Source organism: Streptomyces sp. NBC_01463 (genome assembly GCA_036227345.1).
Classification (GTDB): domain Bacteria; phylum Actinomycetota; class Actinomycetes; order Streptomycetales; family Streptomycetaceae; genus Streptomyces.
Window position 1 is genome coordinate 8,727,424 of record CP109468.1, and the last position, 19,146, is coordinate 8,746,569.

At 70.1% G+C, this 19,146-nt stretch carries 18 protein-coding genes; 10 read left to right on the forward strand and 8 right to left on the reverse strand.

Annotation, left to right across the window (positions count from 1 at the left end):
- Positions 1-25 precede the first annotated feature (25 nt).
- Positions 26-1,021, forward strand: coding sequence for a LysR family transcriptional regulator (locus tag OG521_38365; protein ID WUW26320.1), 996 nt, complete (start codon positions 26-28; stop codon positions 1,019-1,021).
- Between the two features lie 879 nt (positions 1,022-1,900).
- Here the strand turns inward: OG521_38365 and OG521_38370 are convergent.
- Complete coding sequence (locus OG521_38370; GenBank protein ID WUW26321.1) at positions 1,901-2,617, reverse strand: response regulator transcription factor; 717 nt, start codon at positions 2,615-2,617, stop codon at positions 1,901-1,903.
- Positions 2,614-3,453 carry a histidine kinase gene (locus OG521_38375; protein ID WUW26322.1) on the reverse strand — a complete coding sequence of 280 codons (840 nt, stop codon included), beginning with the start codon at positions 3,451-3,453 and terminating at the stop codon, positions 2,614-2,616. Before OG521_38375 ends, OG521_38370 begins: the two co-directional genes overlap by 4 nt.
- A gap of 137 nt (positions 3,454-3,590) precedes the next feature.
- Between OG521_38375 and OG521_38380 the strand changes: the two genes are divergently transcribed.
- Together OG521_38380 and OG521_38385 are read left to right on the forward strand one after the other, a co-directional pair.
- Positions 3,591-4,301, forward strand: a complete 711-nt coding sequence (locus tag OG521_38380; GenBank protein WUW26323.1) for an ABC transporter ATP-binding protein — start codon at positions 3,591-3,593, stop codon at positions 4,299-4,301.
- Positions 4,298-6,607, forward strand: a complete 2,310-nt coding sequence (locus tag OG521_38385) for an ABC transporter permease (protein WUW26324.1) — start codon at positions 4,298-4,300, stop codon at positions 6,605-6,607. The genes OG521_38380 and OG521_38385 overlap by 4 nt, the downstream gene beginning before the upstream one ends.
- A gap of 236 nt (positions 6,608-6,843) precedes the next feature.
- Here the strand turns inward: OG521_38385 and OG521_38390 are convergent, their stop codons facing one another.
- Both OG521_38390 and OG521_38395 read right to left on the reverse strand, forming a co-directional pair.
- A complete protein-coding gene (locus OG521_38390) occupies positions 6,844-7,650 on the reverse strand; it encodes a hypothetical protein (protein WUW26325.1) in 807 nt (268 codons plus the stop codon).
- Positions 7,651-7,972: 322 nt separating this feature from the next.
- Complete coding sequence (locus OG521_38395) at positions 7,973-8,578, reverse strand: TetR/AcrR family transcriptional regulator (GenBank protein ID WUW26326.1); 606 nt, start codon at positions 8,576-8,578, stop codon at positions 7,973-7,975.
- 181 nt (positions 8,579-8,759) lie between these two features.
- Here OG521_38395 and OG521_38400 point away from each other — a divergent pair, with 181 nt between their 5' ends.
- Positions 8,760-9,479 carry an SDR family oxidoreductase gene (locus OG521_38400; GenBank protein WUW26327.1) on the forward strand — a complete coding sequence of 240 codons (720 nt, stop codon included), beginning with the start codon at positions 8,760-8,762 and terminating at the stop codon, positions 9,477-9,479.
- 61 nt (positions 9,480-9,540) lie between these two features.
- Here the strand turns inward: OG521_38400 and OG521_38405 are convergent, their stop codons facing one another.
- Positions 9,541-10,875, reverse strand: coding sequence for an MFS transporter (locus tag OG521_38405; GenBank protein ID WUW26328.1), 1,335 nt, complete (start codon positions 10,873-10,875; stop codon positions 9,541-9,543).
- Positions 10,872-11,411: a winged helix-turn-helix domain-containing protein gene (locus OG521_38410; protein WUW26329.1), complete on the reverse strand. Its 540-nt coding sequence runs from the start codon at positions 11,409-11,411 to the stop codon at positions 10,872-10,874. The genes OG521_38405 and OG521_38410 overlap by 4 nt, the downstream gene beginning before the upstream one ends.
- Before the next feature lie 185 nt (positions 11,412-11,596).
- Between OG521_38410 and OG521_38415 the strand changes: the two genes are divergently transcribed.
- The gene (locus OG521_38415; protein ID WUW26330.1) at positions 11,597-12,019 is read left to right on the forward strand and encodes a GFA family protein; all 423 of its coding nucleotides are present in this window, start codon (positions 11,597-11,599) and stop codon (positions 12,017-12,019) included.
- Positions 12,020-12,087: 68 nt separating this feature from the next.
- Here OG521_38415 and OG521_38420 read toward each other — a convergent pair whose 3' ends face one another.
- Positions 12,088-12,489: a hypothetical protein gene (locus OG521_38420; GenBank protein ID WUW26331.1), complete on the reverse strand. Its 402-nt coding sequence runs from the start codon at positions 12,487-12,489 to the stop codon at positions 12,088-12,090.
- Between the two features lie 170 nt (positions 12,490-12,659).
- A complete protein-coding gene (locus tag OG521_38425) occupies positions 12,660-13,085 on the reverse strand; it encodes a hypothetical protein (protein WUW26332.1) in 426 nt (141 codons plus the stop codon).
- 176 nt (positions 13,086-13,261) lie between these two features.
- Here OG521_38425 and OG521_38430 point away from each other — a divergent pair, with 176 nt between their 5' ends.
- The 5 genes from OG521_38430 to OG521_38450 all read left to right on the forward strand — a co-directional run bounded on the left by OG521_38430 (position 13,262) and on the right by OG521_38450 (position 19,074).
- Entirely contained in the window at positions 13,262-13,771 is a 510-nt protein-coding gene (locus OG521_38430) for an NUDIX domain-containing protein (protein ID WUW26333.1), read from the forward strand.
- Positions 13,772-13,877: 106 nt separating this feature from the next.
- Positions 13,878-14,480, forward strand: coding sequence for a TetR/AcrR family transcriptional regulator (locus tag OG521_38435; GenBank protein WUW26334.1), 603 nt, complete (start codon positions 13,878-13,880; stop codon positions 14,478-14,480).
- Positions 14,481-14,892: 412 nt separating this feature from the next.
- Positions 14,893-15,822, forward strand: a complete 930-nt coding sequence (locus tag OG521_38440) for a TauD/TfdA family dioxygenase (protein WUW26335.1) — start codon at positions 14,893-14,895, stop codon at positions 15,820-15,822.
- A gap of 167 nt (positions 15,823-15,989) precedes the next feature.
- Entirely contained in the window at positions 15,990-17,291 is a 1,302-nt protein-coding gene (locus OG521_38445) for an MFS transporter (GenBank protein ID WUW26336.1), read from the forward strand.
- Positions 17,292-17,361: 70 nt separating this feature from the next.
- Positions 17,362-19,074: an aldehyde dehydrogenase family protein gene (locus OG521_38450; protein WUW26337.1), complete on the forward strand. Its 1,713-nt coding sequence runs from the start codon at positions 17,362-17,364 to the stop codon at positions 19,072-19,074.
- The last annotated feature ends 72 nt before the right edge of the window (positions 19,075-19,146 follow it).

Below are 19,146 nucleotides of genomic sequence, written 5' to 3' on the forward strand. Positions count from 1 at the left end.
GTCCCACACGATCCCGGAGACGTACGTGGAACAGAGCGAACTCGAATGCTTCCTCGTCCTCGCCGAGGAACTGCACTTCGGCCGGACCGCCGTCCGCCTGCGTCTCTCCCGTGCCCGGGTGAGCCAGCTCATCCAGAAGCTGGAGCGCCGCGTCGGAGCGCCGCTGTTCACGCGCACGAGCCGGCGGGTGGCCCTCACCGGCCTGGGCAGCCGTCTGCGTGACGACCTCACACCGCACTTCCGCGGCATCGAGAACGCCATGGCGCGGGCTGTCGCCTCGGCACGGGGCATCGAAGGCATTCTGCACGTCGGCTTCTCCACGCCGTTGGCGGGAGAAATGGTGATGAAGACGATCGAGAAGCTGCGTACCGCCCACCCCGAACTCGCGGTCGAGGTATGCGAGGTGCCGCTCTCCGATCCGTACGGGATGCTGCGGAAGGGCGAGTTCGACCTCCAGCTGACGGACTTCCCCGTGCGCGAGGACGACCTGACCCGCGGTCCGACGCTCCTCGTCGAGGACAGGGTGCTGGCTGTCGCGGCCGGGCATCCCCTGGCCGGGCGGATCACGGTGACGCTTGAGGACCTGGTCGGCGTTCCGTTGCTGACGATTGCGGGGGACATCCCGGATTACTGGCTGGAGCATCAACTGCCGGCCCGCACCCCCAGTGGCCGACCGATCGAGCGGGGGCCGGCCGTCACCAACTATCAGGAGGCCCTGACACTCGTCGCCGGTGGCAAGGGAGCCCTGTTGTCAGGGGCCCACATCGCGCTCTACCACGGCCGTCCCGGTATCTCCTACGTTCCGGTGGAGGGGGACAGCCCCCTCGGATACGGCCTGATGTGGCGGTCCGGCGGCGACAGCCGCGCGATAGAGCTCTTCGGCCGCGCGGCACGCGAGATCGCACGGGACATGGCTCCGGCTGACCCCAGGAGAGTGATTGTCGGCCGATCCGCGACCTCGGAGCTCCGGCCCCGGGTGCCGGAGCCCTCGGCCGAGCGGGCCTCCCTGCCGACGGGTTGACCGGTTGAAGAGGTGGCGGGCGATGGCGGGACCGGACCAGGTGCAGGTGCAGGCGGACGGTACGCCCGGTGCCGGGGCGGTCTGCACGTGAAGTTTTCCGACCGTCTCTCGCGAGAAGCTGGCTTGACCACGCTCTTTGCGTGCCGGACATGTTCGCTACGTGTCCGGCTGACGTTCGGTAGGCCACCGCACCCGGGCACGGATTGGGATGCCTTTCGCTACGGAGCATCATGCTGCGGGGCCGTCGCCGATCGGAAGTTCGTTCACCCATTCCTGGGCTGCTGCGAGGCCGGGGCGGTGCCGGCCGGCTCGTACGCGAACCCGCTCCACGCCTCCAGGACGCGCGGCTCGTCGGGCCGGAGGTGACCGGCGCCGCCGTGCACCGGCCGGTGGCCGCCGGTAGATGTCCATCGGCGGGCGGCGCCGCTTGTCGTACGCGGCGAACGGGTTGTCGGCGTCCACACGCGGGACGGCGCGCGACGGCTGGTTCGACGGTCCGGGTCGGCTGTGCTTGCCCATGCCTCGACGCCCTCAGGCCGCGATCATGGTCGGCCTGGCGGAGAGTTCCTTCGCCCGGGTCCGTTGGGTCGGCGCGGTCAGCACCCCACGCCCGGCCACCGGTTCCTCTGTCATCCGGAAGCCCCATCACGCACACGACCACGGGCAACTCGCCCGTAGTGCAGGCGAGTTCGGCCCGTCCGGCACGTTCGCAGTTCCCTGAATGTGACAGCAAATCACCAGCTCACCTGTGTAGGCGACTTCGGAAACTGACAGTTGATCATGTCCGCAGACGGCCGTTTCCGAACATAGCGCCGGGCCGAGGTCGTCACCTCATCTGACACCAACTGGCTGATCCATGCTTGATCTCCAGATTGCCGGCTATCGACAGGGGTTGGCGGTGTCAGCGGACTCGCCCGGTGAGACGAGTCCTGTCTCGTAGGCGAGGACGACGGCTTGGGCCCGGTCGCGCAGGGTCAGCTTGGCGAAGATCCGGGCTACGTGGGTCTTCACGGTCGCCTCACTGAGCGTCAGTTCCCGCGCGAGTTCGGAATTGGAAAGACCCCGGCCCATCAGCGTCAGCACCTCGCGCTCACGCGGCGTCAGCGCGGCCAGGTCTCGGTGGACGGCCGGGGTTGCAAGTCCCGAACCGGTTCTGGAGGCGCTGGAGGCGAAGCGCTCCACCAGGCGGCGGGTGATCGAGGGTGCGAGCAGGGCGTCACCGGTGTCGACCAGGCGTACGGCGGCGGCCAGATGCGCGGGGGTGACGTCCTTGAGCAGGAATCCGCTGGCTCCGGCTGCGAGGGCGGCGTAGACGTAGTGATCGAGGTCGAAGGTGGTCAGCATGATCACCCGGCAGTCCGGGGCCTGCGCGAGGATGCGGCGGGCGGCCTCCAGGCCGTCCATGACGGGCATTCGGATGTCCATCAGCACGACGTCGGGCCGCAGCCTCAGCACGGTGGCCACGGCCTCGGCTCCGTGGCCGGCTTCGCCCACCACGTCGATGCCGCGGGCGGTCAGGATCAGGCGGAAGCCGGTGCGGACCAGCTCCTGGTCGTCGGCGATCACGACGCGAGGGGCGGGTTCGGTGTGCGTCATGGCCGGTCCAGCGGGATCCGGGCGCGCACGCGGTAGCCGCCGCCGAGCCGGCGGCGGGCGTCGAGATCGCCGCCGTAGACGGCGACCCGCTCCCGCAGGCCGAGCAGCCCGCGTCCCGTTCCGTCTGCCTGGCCCGGGACCGGCTCCCTCCGCGTGGGCCGGCTGTCCGACAGGACGCTCGGTCCGCTGTTCAGCACCTCGACTCGCAGGTAGTGGTCCGCGTATCGCACCGTCACCTCGGCTTTCGCTCCGTCCCCGTGTTTGAGGGCATTGGTCAGGGCCTCCTGGATGATCCGGTAGGCGGTGACATCGATCCCGGTCGGCAGCGGGCGCGGCTCACCCGAGATGCGCATCTCCACGGGCAGGCCGGCAAAGGCAATCCGGTCGATCAGCGGGCTGAGCCGGCTCAAGCTCGGCTGCGGTGACAGGTCCATACCGTAGGGCTCGTCGTCGCCGTTCTGCGCGGGTGCGAGCAGGCCGAGCAGGTGCCGCAGCTCGGTCATCGTGTTCCGCCCGGCGCCCTCGACGGCGCTCATCGCCGCCGCAGCCTCGTCCGGCATCGTGGCCAGCACCTCACGGGCGGCCCCGGCCTGGACCACCATGAGGCTCACGTTGTGGCTGACGATGTCGTGGAGCTCGGCGGCGATCCTGGCCCGCTCGGCGTCGACCGCGGTCCGCGCCGCGCTCTCGCGCTCCCGCTCCAGCAGCCAGCCGCGCTCCTCGATGGCCGCCTGGTGCAGCCGCCGCGCCCGGACCACCGCCACACACAGACACCCAGCGGCGCCAACTGCCGCCGCCAGGGCGATGACCAGCCACATCGTCCCGGATCCCCACACCGGACCATCTTCGCAGCTGCACGACACGCCCCGCATCATCCCCCGGATGCAGCGCCGTACATCCCCGGGATGACCTGCCCGGACGGATACACCCGGGGGGTGACGCCCCTCCGCGGGCTCCGTCCTAAGTTCGAGCCATGACAACTGATCACGACAGTGCCCGGCAAGTGGTGGTGCGGCTGGACAGCGTCCACAAGGAGTACGGCGACGCGAAGGCGTTGGACGGCCTGTCGCTGGAGATCAGGGCGGGGGACGCGGTCGCCGTGATGGGCCCCTCCGGCTGCGGCAAGTCCACCTTGCTCAACATGGTGGCCGGCCTGGACCGGCCGACGTCGGGCACGGTCGAGGTGCAGGGTCAGGATCTCGGGAAACTGAACGAGACCGGCTTGGCGCTGTTCCGGCGGCGGAACGTCGGCATGATCTTCCAGTTCTTCAACCTCATCGACGATCTGCCCGCCCTGGACAATGTGGCGCTGGCCGCGCAGCTGACCGGCACCTCGGCCCGGCAGTCGCGCCGCCGTGCCCTGGAGCTCCTGGACGAACTCGGTGTCGCCGAACGCCGGAACAACTATCCGGCGACGCTCAGCGGCGGCGAGCGCCAACGCGTCGCCGTCGCGCGGGCGTTGATGAACCGCCCGGCCCTACTGCTTGCCGACGAGCCGACCGGCGCCCTCGACAGCCGGTCCGGCGAGCAGGTGATGGATCTGCTGATCGACCTCAACCAGATCGGCCAGACCCTGTTGATCGTCACCCACGACCCGCAGCTGGCCACCCGCTGCGCCAGCCGGCTGATCGAAGTGGCCGACGGCCGGGTCGCCCGCGAGAGCACGCTGGAGGCGACCGCGTGAGCGCCGTATGGAGAGCCTCGCGCGCGGCCGTGAAGCGCCGCCGGCTCCAGACCTTCGTCATCGGGCTCGTCGTGCTCTGCTCCACCACGACCGTCCTGCTCGCGCTGGCGCTGCTGAGCGCCGCCTCGGGCCCTTTCGACAAGGCCTACGCCGCACAGCGCGGTGCTCATACGGTGGCGGCCTTCGACACCACGAAGGTCTCGCAGGCGCAGTTGGCGCGGACCGCCCGGCAGCCCGGAGTGGAGGCTGCGGCCGGGCCGTTCGGGCAGGCCGTCGTCGCCATCCCCAAGGACTGGCTCTGGATGGCGGGCGGCACCCTCACGGTGGTGGGCCGAGCCGATCCGGCGGGCCCCGTGGACCGGATCGAACTCCTTGAGGGCCACTGGGCCACCGCACCCGGCGAGATCGTCGTCAACTGGTCCGTCCAGGGCTCCCCAGGCCCCGAGCTGCTCGGCACCAAGCTGGAGACCCCCGGCGGAGCGACGCTGACCGTCGTTGGATTCGCCGCCAGCATGAGCAAGTCGGGGAGCGCCTGGGTCTCGCCCGAGCAGATGGCCGCACTGCACCCGACCTCCGCCCAGATGCTCTACCGCTTCACGGACTCCTCGACGGAGGCCCAGCTGAGCGCCTCGCTGGCACGGGCCACCACGGGACTGCCCAGGGAATCGCTGACCGGCGCTCAGACCTACCTCACCCTCAAGCAGGCCTTCTCCGCGCTGGCCGACTCCTACCTCCCGTTCATCACACTCTTCGGCATCCTCGGCCTGCTCGTCTCCACCCTGATCGTCGGCAACGTGGTCAGCGGGGCGGTCGTCTCCGGGTACCGGCACATCGGGGTGCTCAAGGCCCTGGGCTTCACCCCCAACCAGGTCGTCGCCGTCTACCTGACAATGCTTTCCGTACCGGCGGTGGTGGGCTGCGTGCTGGGCACTCTGGCCGGCAACGCGCTGGCCGGGCCGATCCTGAAGGTCGCGTTCACCGGCATCGACGTGGGCCGGGCCTCGGTCGGCGACATCAGCCCGTGGGTGTCCGTGGCCTGCCTCGTGGGCATGCCCGTCCTCGTCCTGCTGGCCGCGCTGGTCCCCGCCCTGCGCGCCCACCGGCTGCCCGCCGCGGAGGCGATCAGCGCGGGCGGCGCGCCGCGGACCGGGCGCGGGCTGCGCGTCCAGCGGCTGCTCGGCGCTAGCCGGCTGCCGCGCCCGGTCAGTCTGGGCCTCGGCCAGCCGTTCGCCCGCCCCAGCCGCGCCCTGCTGACCATGGCGGCCATCGTCCTCGGGGTCACCACGGTGACCCTGTCGACCGGACTGACCAGCAGCATGGTGGCGCACGGCAATGTCGGGCGGGAGGACGGAGGCGCCAGGATCCACGTGACGACCGGGGGTTCGGGCAGCGACCGGACCCCGCCCAGGCTCAGCGACCCGCAGATCGAGAAACGGCTGCGGTCCCTGCCGGGTGCGGAGGGGGTACGGGCCCGCGCGCTGTCCCAGACGAACATGACTGGGCAGACCCAGCCCGTCTTCGCCGACTTCTACCGCGGCGACGATTCCTTGTACGAGCACACCATCGTCAAGGGCCGGGCGCCGGTCGCGGCGGGCGAGATCGTGGCCGGGCCGGCGTTCCTGACCCAGCGCGGACTGAAGCTCGGTGACCGGGTCACGCTGGAGCTGAACGGCAGGAAGATCACCGCGACCGTCGTGGGTCAGCTCATGGAGGGCAACGCCCGGGCCCTGGAGGCCGCTTGGGATACTTTCACCCAACTTGCACCGGGCGTCCACGCCACCGAGTACACGGTGCGGCTCGCCCCCGGCTCCGACGCGCGCGCCTACGCCGAGGCGGTCGCTGCGCTCGACCCGGGCCTGCACGCGTCGGTGATGGACTCCGGCAACGCCGGCACCGCCACCGTCATCACCTTCTCGACGGTGTTCACGGTGCTGCTGACGCTCGTCGCATCGCTCGGTGTCTTCAACACCGTTCTCCTGAACACCCGTGAGCGGCGCCGGGACCTGGGCATGCTCAAGTCGATCGGGATGACACCCCGGCAGGTGGTGGTGATGACGGTGACCTCGGTCGCCGGGCTGGGCGCGGTCGGCGGGCTGCTCGGCATCCCGCTCGGGATCGTGGCGCACCGCCTCGTCGTGGACCATGTCGGGGTGGTCGACTTCCCCGCATATATGAAGGACGTGTGGCACGCGCCGCAGCTGGCCGCGATGCTCCTGGCGGGTGTGGCGATCGCAGTCCTCGGCGCACTGGTCCCGGCCCGGTCGGCGGCCCGGATGACCATCGCCTCGGTGCTGCACACCGAGTAGATCACCCGTCAGCTCCAGCCTCTGGAACCAGCCCCGGCCGGCCTGGACGCCTACGACGCGGCCGGTGTACCGGGCCTGGAGGCATTTACCCTGCACGTCTATGGCGGCGGGCAGCACCTGCGGCACGCGCAGGTGCCCGGCCTGCCGCTGCCCAGGCCCTGACGCGGGCCGTGGCTCCAGGCGCCAGGACGGGCACGGTGACGGCCTCCGTCCGGGCGCTGGAAGCCCGGCTCCGATTAGCGAGGCGAGCACGGCCGCTCAGCTGCCGCCGGTGTGTTCCAGCAGTTGTGCTTCCAATTGGGCGATGCGGCGGTCCTGGAACCTGTTGTTCGTCCGGGTCGCCTGTGCTCGTTCCTCATCTGCCGTTGGTCCTGGGACAGTTGCTGAACCCGCTGCTTGGGTTGCGCGTATTGCTCGACCAGGCGCGTCACCGACCCGTCCGACCAGCGGGCCTTCAGATCGCGGATCTGACCGAGTAACTGGCCCCTGCGGGAGCGCTGTCTTCTGATCTCCGCGTGTGCGCTCTTGAGTCCGTCTTCGGCGTTGAGCGCGCGTTCACGCCAGGCCGTCTCGGCCTCGCTGCCGTGAGGCCTCTCTGGTCGGCTGTCCCGGCGCGTTGGCAGCTGGCTTCGATCCAGTCGCTTGCCCAACTCCTCGTTGATCCCCAGCCCGGATACATGAAGGTAGAAGCCCTTCAGACAGGATGCGACCAGCTTCAAGGTCGAGTGTTCGTACGGTTGCTTACCCGTCCGCCACGGCTGTCCGTACGGACCCGTGATCTTCGCGCCCACCGCGCCCATGTACCGGTACAGGTCATCGAGCGTCACCGAGGCGAGCGTCAGGCCCTCGTGTTCCAGCCACCGCAGGTGGTCCACCAAGTGGAAGGCGTACGTGCGGTCCGTACCGGGTTGGCGAGTCCGTAGGAAGCCGTCCGCCTCCCGGTGGGTCGCGCCCTCCGGCCACAGGATCGTGTAGGCGAACGTGCCGTCCGCGAGCTCCAGCTCCTGTACCCGTAGATCATCAATGATCAACGTCCCATCCACGCAAGCCTCCTGGCGCACGTCGACCACATCGCGTACATGGGCGGTCAGCGCGTACGCCAGGACTCAGGACACGGCCACGGCGAACGTCACGAACACTCGGAACCCCGGTCGGTAACTTCCGGGAACAGCGGGTGCTTCTGCGCGCCAACTCTCCTGGAATGCATCTCATTTGGCGAGTCCGCGGAGCTGGGTCAAGGCGGCGCCGATGGGTGTGAGGGCCCGTCATGACCCGGATGCCGCACAACCCGGCCGCGGGAGCGGGGCCGCTCCCGCTCTGGGATGCGAACAGGTGGCACGGGCCCATCCGGCGGCCGGAGCGGCTCTAGCTGCGCACCGTGGCCAGGCCTTGGTCGTACAGATCAAGGATGTCGCCCTGCCCATCGCCCTCGAGCCACGTCGCAATGGCGGCATCGAAGCAGGCGAACGCTGTCGCAACGATGGCGCGGGCCTGCCCCTTGCCCAGCCCCGCATGGGCCGGTCTGGCTTCGAGCAGCGGCAGTAGCTCCTCCTGGCAGCGCACGCGCTTCCCCAGATAGGCGGCGCGCAGGGAGTCGGTGTTGTGTACCAGGCGGAGGCGCTCCAGCGCTTCCTGGGGAGTCGCATGGAGGGAGAGCGCCGCCTTGAACGCGGCCCGCAACGCGTCCCAGGTGCTCGCGTCGACGGGCTGCTCCCGGACGGTTTCCGTCAGGAGGGTGGTGAACTGCTCCTCGCTGCCGGCGACAAGGTCTTCCTTGGTGCCGAAGTAGCGGAAGAGGGTGCGCTGGGAGACTCCGGCTTCGCGGGCGATCTGCGCGATGGTCGTCTCGTCGTATCCCTGTTGGGCGAACAGGCGCAATGCGGTCTGGAGGATCTCTTGAGCGGCCAGCCGCCGCGTCCGGTCCCACAGCGTGGACGTAGTCGCCCCATCGTTCCGAATTCCCTGCGTCATGGTCGCCAGCTTAGCGCAGCCTGCCAATCTGGCAGTCACGCGAAGTCTGGCAGTCACTGCCAAGTAGGCGTACGCTGCCATGAGGGCGGCCGGGTGTTTGTACCGAGCTCCGCCTCCCCGGTCCCTTCCCTCTGTCGAGGCGGGACCGGAGGTGCCCACGTCAATAGCTAGGGGAGCAACCGTGGCAGCAAAGACGGCATTCATCACCGGCGGAACCAGCGGGATCGGCAAGGCCACCGCGGAACTCCTCCACTCGCGCGGCTACCGCGTCATGGTCACCGGCCTCGGCGACACCGCCAACACCGGCCTTCCCGACGACGTCGTCGCCGTCCAGGCCGATATCGGCTCCCTGTCAGACATCGACCAGGCCCTGGACCAGGCGCGCGAGCACCTGGGCTCCCTCGACCTGCTCTACCTCAACGCGGGCCTGCCCCGTCCCGGCCTCACGATCGAGCACACCGACGAGGCAGCCTTCGACGCCCTGTTCGACATCAACGTCAAGGGCAACTTCTTCACGCTGCAGAAGGCGCTTCCCCTGCTGAACGAGGGCGCGTCCGTGGTGTTCACCGTGGGCGCGGGCGACGGTCTCGGCGCCGCCATGACCGCGGCCAAGGGGGCGTTGCTGCCTCTCGTACGTTCCCTGGCCATCGAGCTCGCCCCCCGCCGCATCCGGGTCAACGCGGTAAGCCCCGGCGTGATCGACACCCCCGCGTACGGCAAGATGGGCATCCTCGCCGACACGGTCGCCTCATGGGGTGAAAGCGTCCCCCTCGGCCGCGTCGGAGCCCCGGTCGACATCGCCGAAGCTGTCGCCTTCCTTGCGTCGGACGGCGCCGGCTACATAACGGGCGACAACATGATCGTGTCTGGGGGCATCGGCGTTCACACCCGCCCCGTGTAGGCGATGGCGGGCCGTGCTTTCTGTCCCGCTCCTGCTGGGCGCAGGGGGGGCACGGATGGTCTCAGCTCTGACTCAGCGCTTTCGCGGAGTCCTGAACGGCGGTTTCCTGAACGGCGGCCTCCTGGACGAGGCTCCGGGGGAGTGGACGGTCCAGATCATCGGCCACAGGCGCGGCGGCGCGCAGAGCAGCCTCGACCTGGCGATTGCTGGTCATGGTCGCCGTGACGGCGGTCATGGTGAGGAGGAGGGCTGCCGAAGCGTAGAGCGGAGTGCGTACGTCGTAGGTGGTAGCCAGCCAGCCGCCGAGGAAAGCGCCGAACGGGGCGGCGCACATGGAGAGCATGCGGGAGGTGGAGGCGACCCGGCCCATCATGTGGGCGGGGACGATGGTCTGCCGGAGGGAGGGGGCGAGCACCATCGTGGCGCCCATGCCCGCTCCGCAGACGGCGAGCGCGAGGCCGGCGACGTACGGGTTAGGGGCGAAGGCGAGCCCCAGGACGGCGAGCCCCTCGACCGCGGCCGTGCAGGTGAGTGCGGTGCCGGTGCCGAGTCGTCGGCCGAGGAAGGAGGCGATGCCCGCGCCGAGCAGGCCGCCGGTGGCCTCCGCGGTGAGGAGCAGGCCGAAGCCGAAGGCGCCGATGCCGAGACGTTCGTGCGCGAAGAGGGCGAGTACGGTCTCCACGGCGAGGAAGGCGATGTTGCCGACCGCCGGACGCAGTGCGAGCCCGAGCAGCAACTGATTCCGGAACACGTACGAGGCGCCGGCCCGCGCCTGCCGCAGCAGCGACTCCTGCACCTGCGGTACGGGACGGGGCGCGGCAGGCAGCGAGCGTACGAGCAGTGCGGAGAGCGCGAACGACACCGCGTCGGCGACCAGCGGAACCGCCCGCCCGAGTGCGAGCAGGGCACTGCCCGCAGGCGGTCCGGCGAAGCCGGACGCGGCGGTCTGGGTGCCGCGCAGGCGGGAGTTGGCGCGCTCCAGGAGCGCGGGGTCGCGGCCGAGCAGATCCGGCAGGTAGGCCGTGGCGGCCGTGTCGAAGAAGAGTCCGCCGATGCCCAGCAGGAAGGCGACGGCCGCGAGCAGGGGAATGCTGAGCATGTCGAGCGCGGCAGCTGCCGCCGGTATCGCGAGCAGCGCCGCACGCGCCACGTCCATGACCCACATCGTGCGTCTGCGGTCCCAGCGGTCCACCAGCGCGCCGCCGAGCACCCCGAAGATCAGCCACGGCAGTGTTCCGGCCGCGGTGACGACGGCGAGCGCCATCGGATCGTGCGTCAACGTCAACGCGAGCAGCGGCAGCGCGGCATGTGATACCCCGTCACCGAGGGAGGACACGGTTTGTGCAGTCCACAGCCGACCGAACCCGGTCGGCAACTTCTGAATGGCTGAAGTCACTTGGCGTCCCCCTCTGCCTGAACGCGCGGTGCCGGGTGGAACAGTGCGAACGCGAGCGACGTGTCCGGGAGCGCCGGATCGGACAGCTCCTGGTATTCGTCCGCCAGTGCCTGCAGCCGCGCCCCCAGCTGCGCGAACTGCTCGTCGGTGAGCCGCAGATGCGCCATCCTCACGTGCCTCTCGCCATCCGCCGGCGCGGCCTCCAGGTCCGCCACCGCGTGCCGCATCAGCACATCCGGCCCGCCCTCGCCCGGATCCGGCAGCACGATCGACCCGGCGGCCATTGCGTAGTACCGCTCGGTGACCCCCCTGACCTTCCGTGTCCGGACCACCTTCACCAGGCCGGCCCGCTCCAGCAGCCGTACGTGATAGCTGGAACTCCCCTTCGCGAGGCCCACTCGCTCGGCGATCTGCGTGATCGTCGCGGGCTCGAAGCGGAGCACGGCCATGATCCGGTGACGCGTGAGATTGGAGACGGCGCGAAGCTGCGCGTCAGTGGTGACGTGGAACGTCTCGGGGAGATCGTCGGTTGGCATGTCCCCAATGGTCAACACTTCTTGACCATTAGGCAAGGGGTTTGCTCAGACTTCTCGTTCGGGATGCAGGGGATGGTCGACCTGACCGCCCAGCGTCGATCGCGGTCAGTCGATGCCCGCAGGAATGAATGGGGGCTGACAGACTGGCAGGCTCAACTCGCCTACGTTGCTGCGGAGATCAACTGATGAACGTTCCCCCCGCTGAAGGAGTGGTGGAGCGCACGGGTGGATGCCTGTGCGGCCGGATCCGCTTCACCGCCACGGGCTCGGCGGTCTACCCGCACACATGTCACTGCGAGCACTGCGTGACGCTCGGTGGAGCCCCGTTGATGTGGTGGGTCGGCTTCGAGCGGGTCATGTGGACTGGAGAGGGTGGTGAGCCGACCTGGTTCGAGACTTTCCCGGGCAAGGCGAAGCGCGGCTTCTGTCCCGTCTGCGGCACCAGGGTTGCGGCGGTCGACTGCGATGTCCCGGAGATCGGCATCAACGTCCCGGCCCTCGACGACACCAGTGGTGCGGACCTTGTGCCGGTCAATGCGTCCTTCCTTGAGAACGCGGTGGGTTGGATGCCTCCGGTGGCCGATACCCGGCGCAGCCCACGCGGCTGACACTCGGTCCGCCACGCGGTCCGCTCGGAGGACGGACGCGACCCCACCCCTGGGGCCGGTTTGGCGGCCTACGAGGTCGCTTCGCCCTCGATCCTGCGGTGGACCGGACGGTCTTCGGCCCGTTTCAGGCGCTCGGCCCGCGTCGTCGGTTCGGCCGTGACCTGACGCTGCAGCGTTGTTGGCGATGGCATGACGGCGTACCAGGTGTTCGCACTGTCGTCCGCCACTGTGGTGCGGGCCCAGGCCGCGACGACTGGCAGTTCACAGTGTTCGCCGGCCTTCAGCGAAGGCAGAGTCCAGGACATGCCGTGGAGATCTCCGTAGTCCACGCCCCACGCAGTGGCCGACTGGTCGTGAACCTCGTCGATCAGTGCTGCCCACCGCCGGGGTACCTCGCCCTTGTCTGCAGCCGAGCAGATCGCCTCCTCGTCGCTGCCGCCTACGGTGAGCCGGAACGCCTCGTCCTCCACCGTGATCGCGGCCAGCGCCTGCCAAGTTCTCGGGGTCGAGCTCGGGGTCGTACGAGGTCAGCAGCAGCTCGACACGGGCAGCGGGTGGCTCCAACGAGCGACCGTGCGGCCACCCGGCAGCTCGAACTGCTCTTCGTGGAACGTTCCGTCGCGAAGACGCGAGCCGAGAGTCACTCAGTGCCCCGGCCGGGAGTGGACGCTTCAGTGGCTGGAGTGTTCGGGGTGACGAGCCACCGCCAGCGCCGTCGTTCCGTGACGAGTGTGGTGGCGGCCAGCACGGTTACGGAGATCGCTGCCCAGACCGGCCACGCCAGCCATGAGGAGATCACTGCTGCCGTGAGCTGGAGCAGCACCAGCAGGACCGTGGCCCACCCCGGCACCGCGATGATCACGTGGGCCTTGTCTCCCGGCGTGGAGAGGAGGGTCGGCAGGCCTATCAGGGTCACCACGGACAGAACGGCCAGCAGCCAAGAGTGGTCGGTCAGAGCCCAAGGGGTCGCCACCCACGCGATGAGTTCCGTGGCGAAACGCAGGGCGGATGCGGTGCGGTCGTCCGGTCGTGCCGAGCCCGTCGGCCCGCCGGCGGCGTCAGTCATTTGCGAACGATCGCACGCCGTGCGGCAGGTTGTCAGGGGTTCCGGGCGTCGTTGTCGCACCGTTCCTTCCACGCTCCCTGAACCATCCGGTGCTGAGTCACTCGGGTTCCCGCCCCTGCACGCCCACCACATCGAAACCGGCAAGTCGCGGGAGCGTCCGTCCTACGCTGTCGGGCATGCCTACTGACAACGCGTCGTTCACCGTCAACGACGACGTCGAGGTGCCCGATCCCGCCTCGGGCGAGCTCTGGACCGTCGGCGCCGTCATCCTCGACCAGGACGGGCGGGCCTTCGCTCAGAAGCGCGGCCCGGACCGTCGGCTGTTTCCCGATTGCTGGGACATCGTGGGTGGCCATGTCGAGGCCGGGGAAACGGTTCTGGAGGCTCTCGCGCGTGAGGTCGAGGAGGAGACCGGCTGGCGCCTGAGCCACGTGCGGCGGTTCCTTGGTGCCACCACCTGGACCGGCGACGACGGCGGTGGACTCCGGCACGAGGCCGACTATCTCGTCGAGGTCGACGGCGATTTGGGCCGTCCGGCATTGGAATGGTCCAAGCACTCTGCCTACGACTGGTTCAATCACGACAATCTCGCCCGTCTCAAAGAGAACCGAAAACCCGGCGAGTTCTTGATCCACGACCTCATCGCCAGGGCCATCGCCATCGCGGATCGTCCGGACGAGTTGTAGTCCTGGGTACGTCCTCCGAGCCCCGGACCCAGCGCGTGCCCGCCCCGGCGGCCCGAGCGACGGCCCCTTCCCGGGGCTGGTGGTCGTGGCGGCGTAGGGTCTTGGTATGGCGGAGCACCAGGTGAAGCAGTCGCGCAGAGGGCCGGGTCGGCCCCGGGAGGAACGTGTCACGGGCGCGGTCCTGGATGCCGTCGTCGATCTGGTGGCGGAGCGCGGCATGGGTGCCCTGACCATGGATGCTGTGGCGGCGCGCGCCGGTGTGAGCAAGCCCGCCATGTACCGTCGCTGGGCCACCAAACAGGATCTGGTCATCGCCGCGGCCGAGTCGCGCATCGGGTCGTTGTCCGTGCCCGACATGGGGGACTTCCGTGCTGAGTTGCGCGCCGTGCTGACGGCGCGCGCGCAGGCGTACGGGCAGCCGGGTGTCGGTCGCCTGCTGGCCGGGGTGATCGGCTCGGCGGCGGAGGCCGAGGCGGAGCCCGGTGCCTACCGTGACTACACGGCACGGGTGATGAGCGAGACCCGCCACCTGCTGGAGCGTGGTGTCGCCCGGGGGGACGTGCGGCCGGACGCCGACCTCGCCGCCGCTGCGACGCTGGTGGCCTCATCGCTCCTGTTCCGGCTGGTCGGCGAACAGCAGATCCCGGACGAGGCGCTCGTCGAGTCGGTGGTGGACCTGATCGGCCGCGCCGTCGGGGTCCCGTCCTGACCCTGAGGGAAACCGTGCCCGCGCCCGTCTGAACGCTGCGCGGGTGGACGGGCCGGGTGGTGGCCGGCGTGTCTGTGTTGCAGGCCGGACCCTCGCGCCGCCCTGCCGTCCGCGCTGCTTCATTTGCCCTGCCCGGTGCCCGGCGGGAGTGTGCCTGATCGTGGGCGCGCAGATCGGAGCCGCATTCGCGGGCGCGCGGATCGGAGTCCGTAGCCGCGGGATGCCGCATCAGCCCGCTCGGCACACGTATGACCACCCGGCGGGCGCCACTTGCTCCGTGCGGTGACTCCCTGCCGTAGGTGTGCGCCGGTCCGAAGGCGCTCCGGAATCTTTTCTCCCCACCCCCTTGCTCTGCGGCTTTCCAATATCGATACTGCCGGTTACGTAATCAAGTCGATTGTGGGAGGAACCCATGGCCGCCAGCGCCACCACCGATGGTCCGAAGCCCGTACTCGACAAGCCGCTGATGCGCTACGGCCGCCGGACACTGGACCGGCTCGCACCGGGTGCCGAGACGCCGCAGTACCGCGTCCTCGGCATCAGCCCGCTCACCCCGCACATCGGAGCGGAGGTCAGCGGTGTCGATCTGTCCCGGCCGATCGACGAGGCGCTCGCCGAGGAACTGCGCCAGGCTTTGCTCGAATGGAAGGTGATCTTCTTCCGGGGGCAGACGGGGCTGGAGCCGCAGCACCACCTGGACCTGGCCGCGGTCTGGGGGCCGCCGGAGGCCAACCCGTTCTTCCCGAAGGCCGAGACGGCCGGGGTGTCACGGCTCGCGAAGGACGCCATGGCCGTGGGCAACGAGAACATCTGGCACAGCGACCATTCCTTCATGGCCGCGCCCGCCCTCGGCTCGGTCCTGCGCTCCGTCGAGGTGCCCGCCGCCGGGGGCGACACGATGTGGGCCGACATGGGTGCCGCGTACGACAACCTCTCCGACGGGATGAAGGCACGGATCGACAGCCTCACCGCCGTGCACGACTGGGTGCCCAGTTGGGGTTCGACCATGACCGAGGAGCAGATCGCGCACTTCCGCGAGAGCCTCCCGCCGGTCGAGCACCCGATCGTGGTGCGCCACCCGCGCAGTGGTCGCAAGCTCCTCTACGTCAACGAGCCCTTCACCACGCGCATCGTGGGCCTGTCCGACGCCGAGAGCCGGGAGCTTCTCGATGAGCTGGTCCTCCAGGCACGCGTCCCGGAGTTCCAGGTCCGCTTCCACTGGGAGCAGGACTCCGTGGCGATCTGGGACAACATCGCCACCCAGCACTACGCGATCAGCGACTACTACCCGCAGCGCCGGGTGATGGAGCGCATCGCCGTCGCCGGAGTACCGCTGTCCTGAAGCGTTGAAGCGCCGCAGCCCTGAGCCGAGGTCCGCGCGCCCGGGCCCTCTTCGCGCGGACCGCCGGCCGGGCTGCCGTTCCCCGCGGCACAGCCGCATTTGGTCCCCACCACTCGTCCATACCCCGCCCGCCCCCGCACGGAGGACCCATGAGCACGGCACCGACTATGTCCCAGAAGTCCTCCTCCGGGGCCCCGGACCGCCCCCACGGCGGGGGCGGCAGAGCGTGGACCGTGACCGCGCTGCTGGTGGTCTTCATGATGGTCAACTTCGCCGACAAGTCCGTACTCGGTCTCGCGGCGGACGAGATCCGGGCTGACCTCCATCTGAGCGCCACTCAGTTCGGCCTCGCCAACAGTGCGTTCTTCCTGCTCTTCTCGCTCTCGGCCGTCGTCGTCGGCCTCGTCGCCGACCGGGTGTCGCCCAGACTGCTGCTCCTGGTGATGGCCGTTCTGTGGTCGGTGGCCCAGGCGCCCGCGGCGTTCGGCGGCGGCCTCGCCGTACTGATCACCTCACGGGTGGTCCTCGGGGCCGCGGAGGGGCCGGCCTTTCCCGTGGCCCAGCAGGCGACGCTGGCCTGGTTTCCCAACCACCGGCGCAATCTGCCCGGCGCCCTGATCACCCTCGGTGTGACGCTCGGCGTCATCGTCTCCGCCCCCGGCCTGTCCTGGGTCATCCAGCACCACGGCTGGCGAGCGGCCTTGTGGGTTCTCGCGGGGGCCGGTCTCGTATGGGCCCTGGCCTGGAAGGCCTTCGGAGCGGACGGCCGTCATGGAGCGGGCGCCGGGCAGACGCGGGCGATTCCGGGGGACGGGGCTCCGACCGCCGTTCCGTCGGCTGTTCCGTACAGGCGGATCTTTGCCACACGTACCTGGATCGGAGCCACGCTCGCCTACTTCACCAGCTACTGGTCGGTGGCGCTGATGCTGGTCTGGCTGCCGTCCTACCTGCGCAACGCTCTCGGGCACCCGGCACACACGGCGGCCCTCCTCGTCGTCGCCCCCTGGGCGATCGGTGCCGTGGCCCTGCTCGCGCAGGCCGGCATCACCGGTCGGCTCATGCGACGTGGTGTCAGCAGCCGCCGGGCGCGCGGCTGGGTCGGCGGTTGGCTCCTCGCTGTGGGCGCCGCCTGCCTGCTGGCCCAGACGCTGGTGGACGGCTCCGACGGGAAGACCGTGCTCGTGGCCCTGGGCTTCGGCCTCGGAGGGTCCTACGCGACGGTCGCCGCGACCACGGTGGCCGAGATCGCCCCCGCCGGCCGGAGCGGCGGGTCGCTCGGTGCCATGAACGCGGTCGTCACGGCCGCCGGTCTCGCCGCACCCGCCGTCGTCGGTGCGCTGGTCGACGCCCAGGGCAACAACGGCTACCACCTCGCCGTCACGTTCTCGGGAGTGCTGCTCGTGATCGGTGCCGCGGCCTCCTTCCTCCTGATCGACCCGGCCCGCGACATCGTCCGGCTGAGCCGTTGACCCGCCTCTGCCGCACCCGGGCCGGCGACGTGCCGGCCCGGCCAACCACCCCCCGTCGAGGAGTAGTTCTGTGAGCGTCATACCGGTACCCGACACCGCACCGCTGGACCTGGCCGTGACCTCGCTGCGCGACGGCATGGACGCCTGGGCCGGAACCGGGACCGCCGAGCGCATCGCTCTGCTGGAACGGCTGCTGCCCCGCATCGCCGACGGTGCCCCGGCCATGGTCGCCGACGCGGCACGGGCCAAGGGATACGAAGCGACCTCGGCCTCGGCCGCCGAGGACTGGGTGGCCGCGCCCTGGGCCCTGGCCCAGACGGTGAGCGCCTACCTCCACGTGCTGCGCAGGCTGTCCGACGGGCTGGACCCCGTACCCGCCCGGGCCGTCCGGGAGCGGGACGGCCGTACCGTGGTCGACGTCTTCCCCGCCACCGGGGCGGACCGACTGCTGCTCAGCGGCTTCACCGCACAGGTGTGGACACTGCCGGGCACCACCCGCGAGGAGGTGCTCGCCAAGGCGGCGGGCGCGTACCGGGGCCGCCCCGGAACTCCCGGCGTCGCCCTGGTGCTGGGGGCCGGGAACGTAGCGGCCATCACCCCGCTCGACATCCTGCACAAGCTCTACCTGGACAACCAGGTCGTCATCGCGAAGATGAACCCGGTCAACTCCTACCTCCGGCCGCACTTCGAGGCGGTGTTCGCGGAGTTCGTGGACCGTGGCTGGGTCCGGTTCGTGGACGGTGGGGCCGCCGAGGGTGCGTACCTGACCTCGCACGACGGTGTCGACACCATCCACGTCACGGGGAGCGAGCGCACGCACGACGCCATCGTCTGGGGCACGGACGAGCAGGCCGCGCGGCGCCGGCGCGACGACACACCCCTGAACGGCAAGCCGTTCACCAGCGAACTCGGGGGAGTCAGCCCGTGCATCGTCACCCCTGGGCCGTGGAGCGACGCGGACCTGCGCTTCCAGGCGGAGCACATCGTCACCAGCAAGATGAACAACTCCGGTCACAACTGCGTCGCCAGTCAGATCCTCGTCGTGCCCAGGGACTGGGACGGCACCGAGCGACTCCTCGACGAGATCCGCGGTGTACTGCGCCGGCTCCCGTCCCGCCCCGACTACTACCCGGGAGCGGCCGGCCGACTGAGGGCGGTCGTCGACGCCCACCCCGGGGCCGAGGTCCTCGCCGGCAAGGCGAACGGGGTGCTCGTGGCGGACATCACCGGGGCCGACGACCCGATGCTCACCGACGAGGTGTTCGCCAGTGCCCTCGGAGTCGTACGGATGGAGGGGAAGGACCCGGCCGAGTTCCTGCGCAGGGCGACGGACTTCGCGAACGAGACCCTGCCGGGCACACTCGGCGCCACCCTGCTGGTCCACCCCCGGACCGAGCGCGCGCACCGCGGCGCCGTGAACGCCGCCATCGCCGAACTGCGGTACGGAACCCTCGGGGTGAACTGCTGGTCGGCCTTCGGTTTCCTCCTCGGCTACACCCCGTGGGGCGCGTTCCCGGGGCACACGCGGCGGGACATCGGCAGCGGCATCGGCTTCGTGCACAACGCCTTCATGCTGGAGGACGTGGAGAAGACGGTGCTCCGGGCCCCGTTCGCGCCGTCGCCGCGCGGCCTCTTCGCCGGGTCGCCCTCGCTCTCTCCGCGCCCGCCCTACTTCGTCACCAACCGCACCGGCCGCACGACCATGCGGCGGCTCACCGGTTTCACCGCCGAGCCGAAACTGTCGAAGCTGCCCGGCATCCTCCTCTCCGCGCTGCGCGGCTGAGCCTGCCCATGGTTCCCTCGGCGGCACCCCGGACCGCCTTGTCCCCACCCGCCCACGCCGTACGACCGGCGC

Excerpts from the sequence above, each read along its gene's own strand:
- OG521_38370 (WUW26321.1), bottom strand. The coding sequence starts at position 2,617 with ATGACGCACACCGAACCCGCCCCTCGCGTCGTGATCGCCGACGACCAG.
- OG521_38380 (WUW26323.1), top strand. The coding sequence starts at position 3,591 with ATGACAACTGATCACGACAGTGCCCGGCAAGTGGTGGTGCGGCTGGAC.
- OG521_38395 (WUW26326.1), bottom strand. The coding sequence starts at position 8,578 with ATGACGCAGGGAATTCGGAACGATGGGGCGACTACGTCCACGCTGTGG.
- OG521_38410 (WUW26329.1), bottom strand. The coding sequence starts at position 11,411 with ATGCCAACCGACGATCTCCCCGAGACGTTCCACGTCACCACTGACGCG.
- OG521_38415 (WUW26330.1), top strand. The coding sequence starts at position 11,597 with ATGAACGTTCCCCCCGCTGAAGGAGTGGTGGAGCGCACGGGTGGATGC.
- OG521_38425 (WUW26332.1), bottom strand. The coding sequence starts at position 13,085 with ATGACTGACGCCGCCGGCGGGCCGACGGGCTCGGCACGACCGGACGAC.
- OG521_38430 (WUW26333.1), top strand. The coding sequence starts at position 13,262 with ATGCCTACTGACAACGCGTCGTTCACCGTCAACGACGACGTCGAGGTG.
- OG521_38435 (WUW26334.1), top strand. The coding sequence starts at position 13,878 with ATGGCGGAGCACCAGGTGAAGCAGTCGCGCAGAGGGCCGGGTCGGCCC.
- OG521_38440 (WUW26335.1), top strand. The coding sequence starts at position 14,893 with ATGGCCGCCAGCGCCACCACCGATGGTCCGAAGCCCGTACTCGACAAG.
- OG521_38445 (WUW26336.1), top strand. The coding sequence starts at position 15,990 with ATGTCCCAGAAGTCCTCCTCCGGGGCCCCGGACCGCCCCCACGGCGGG.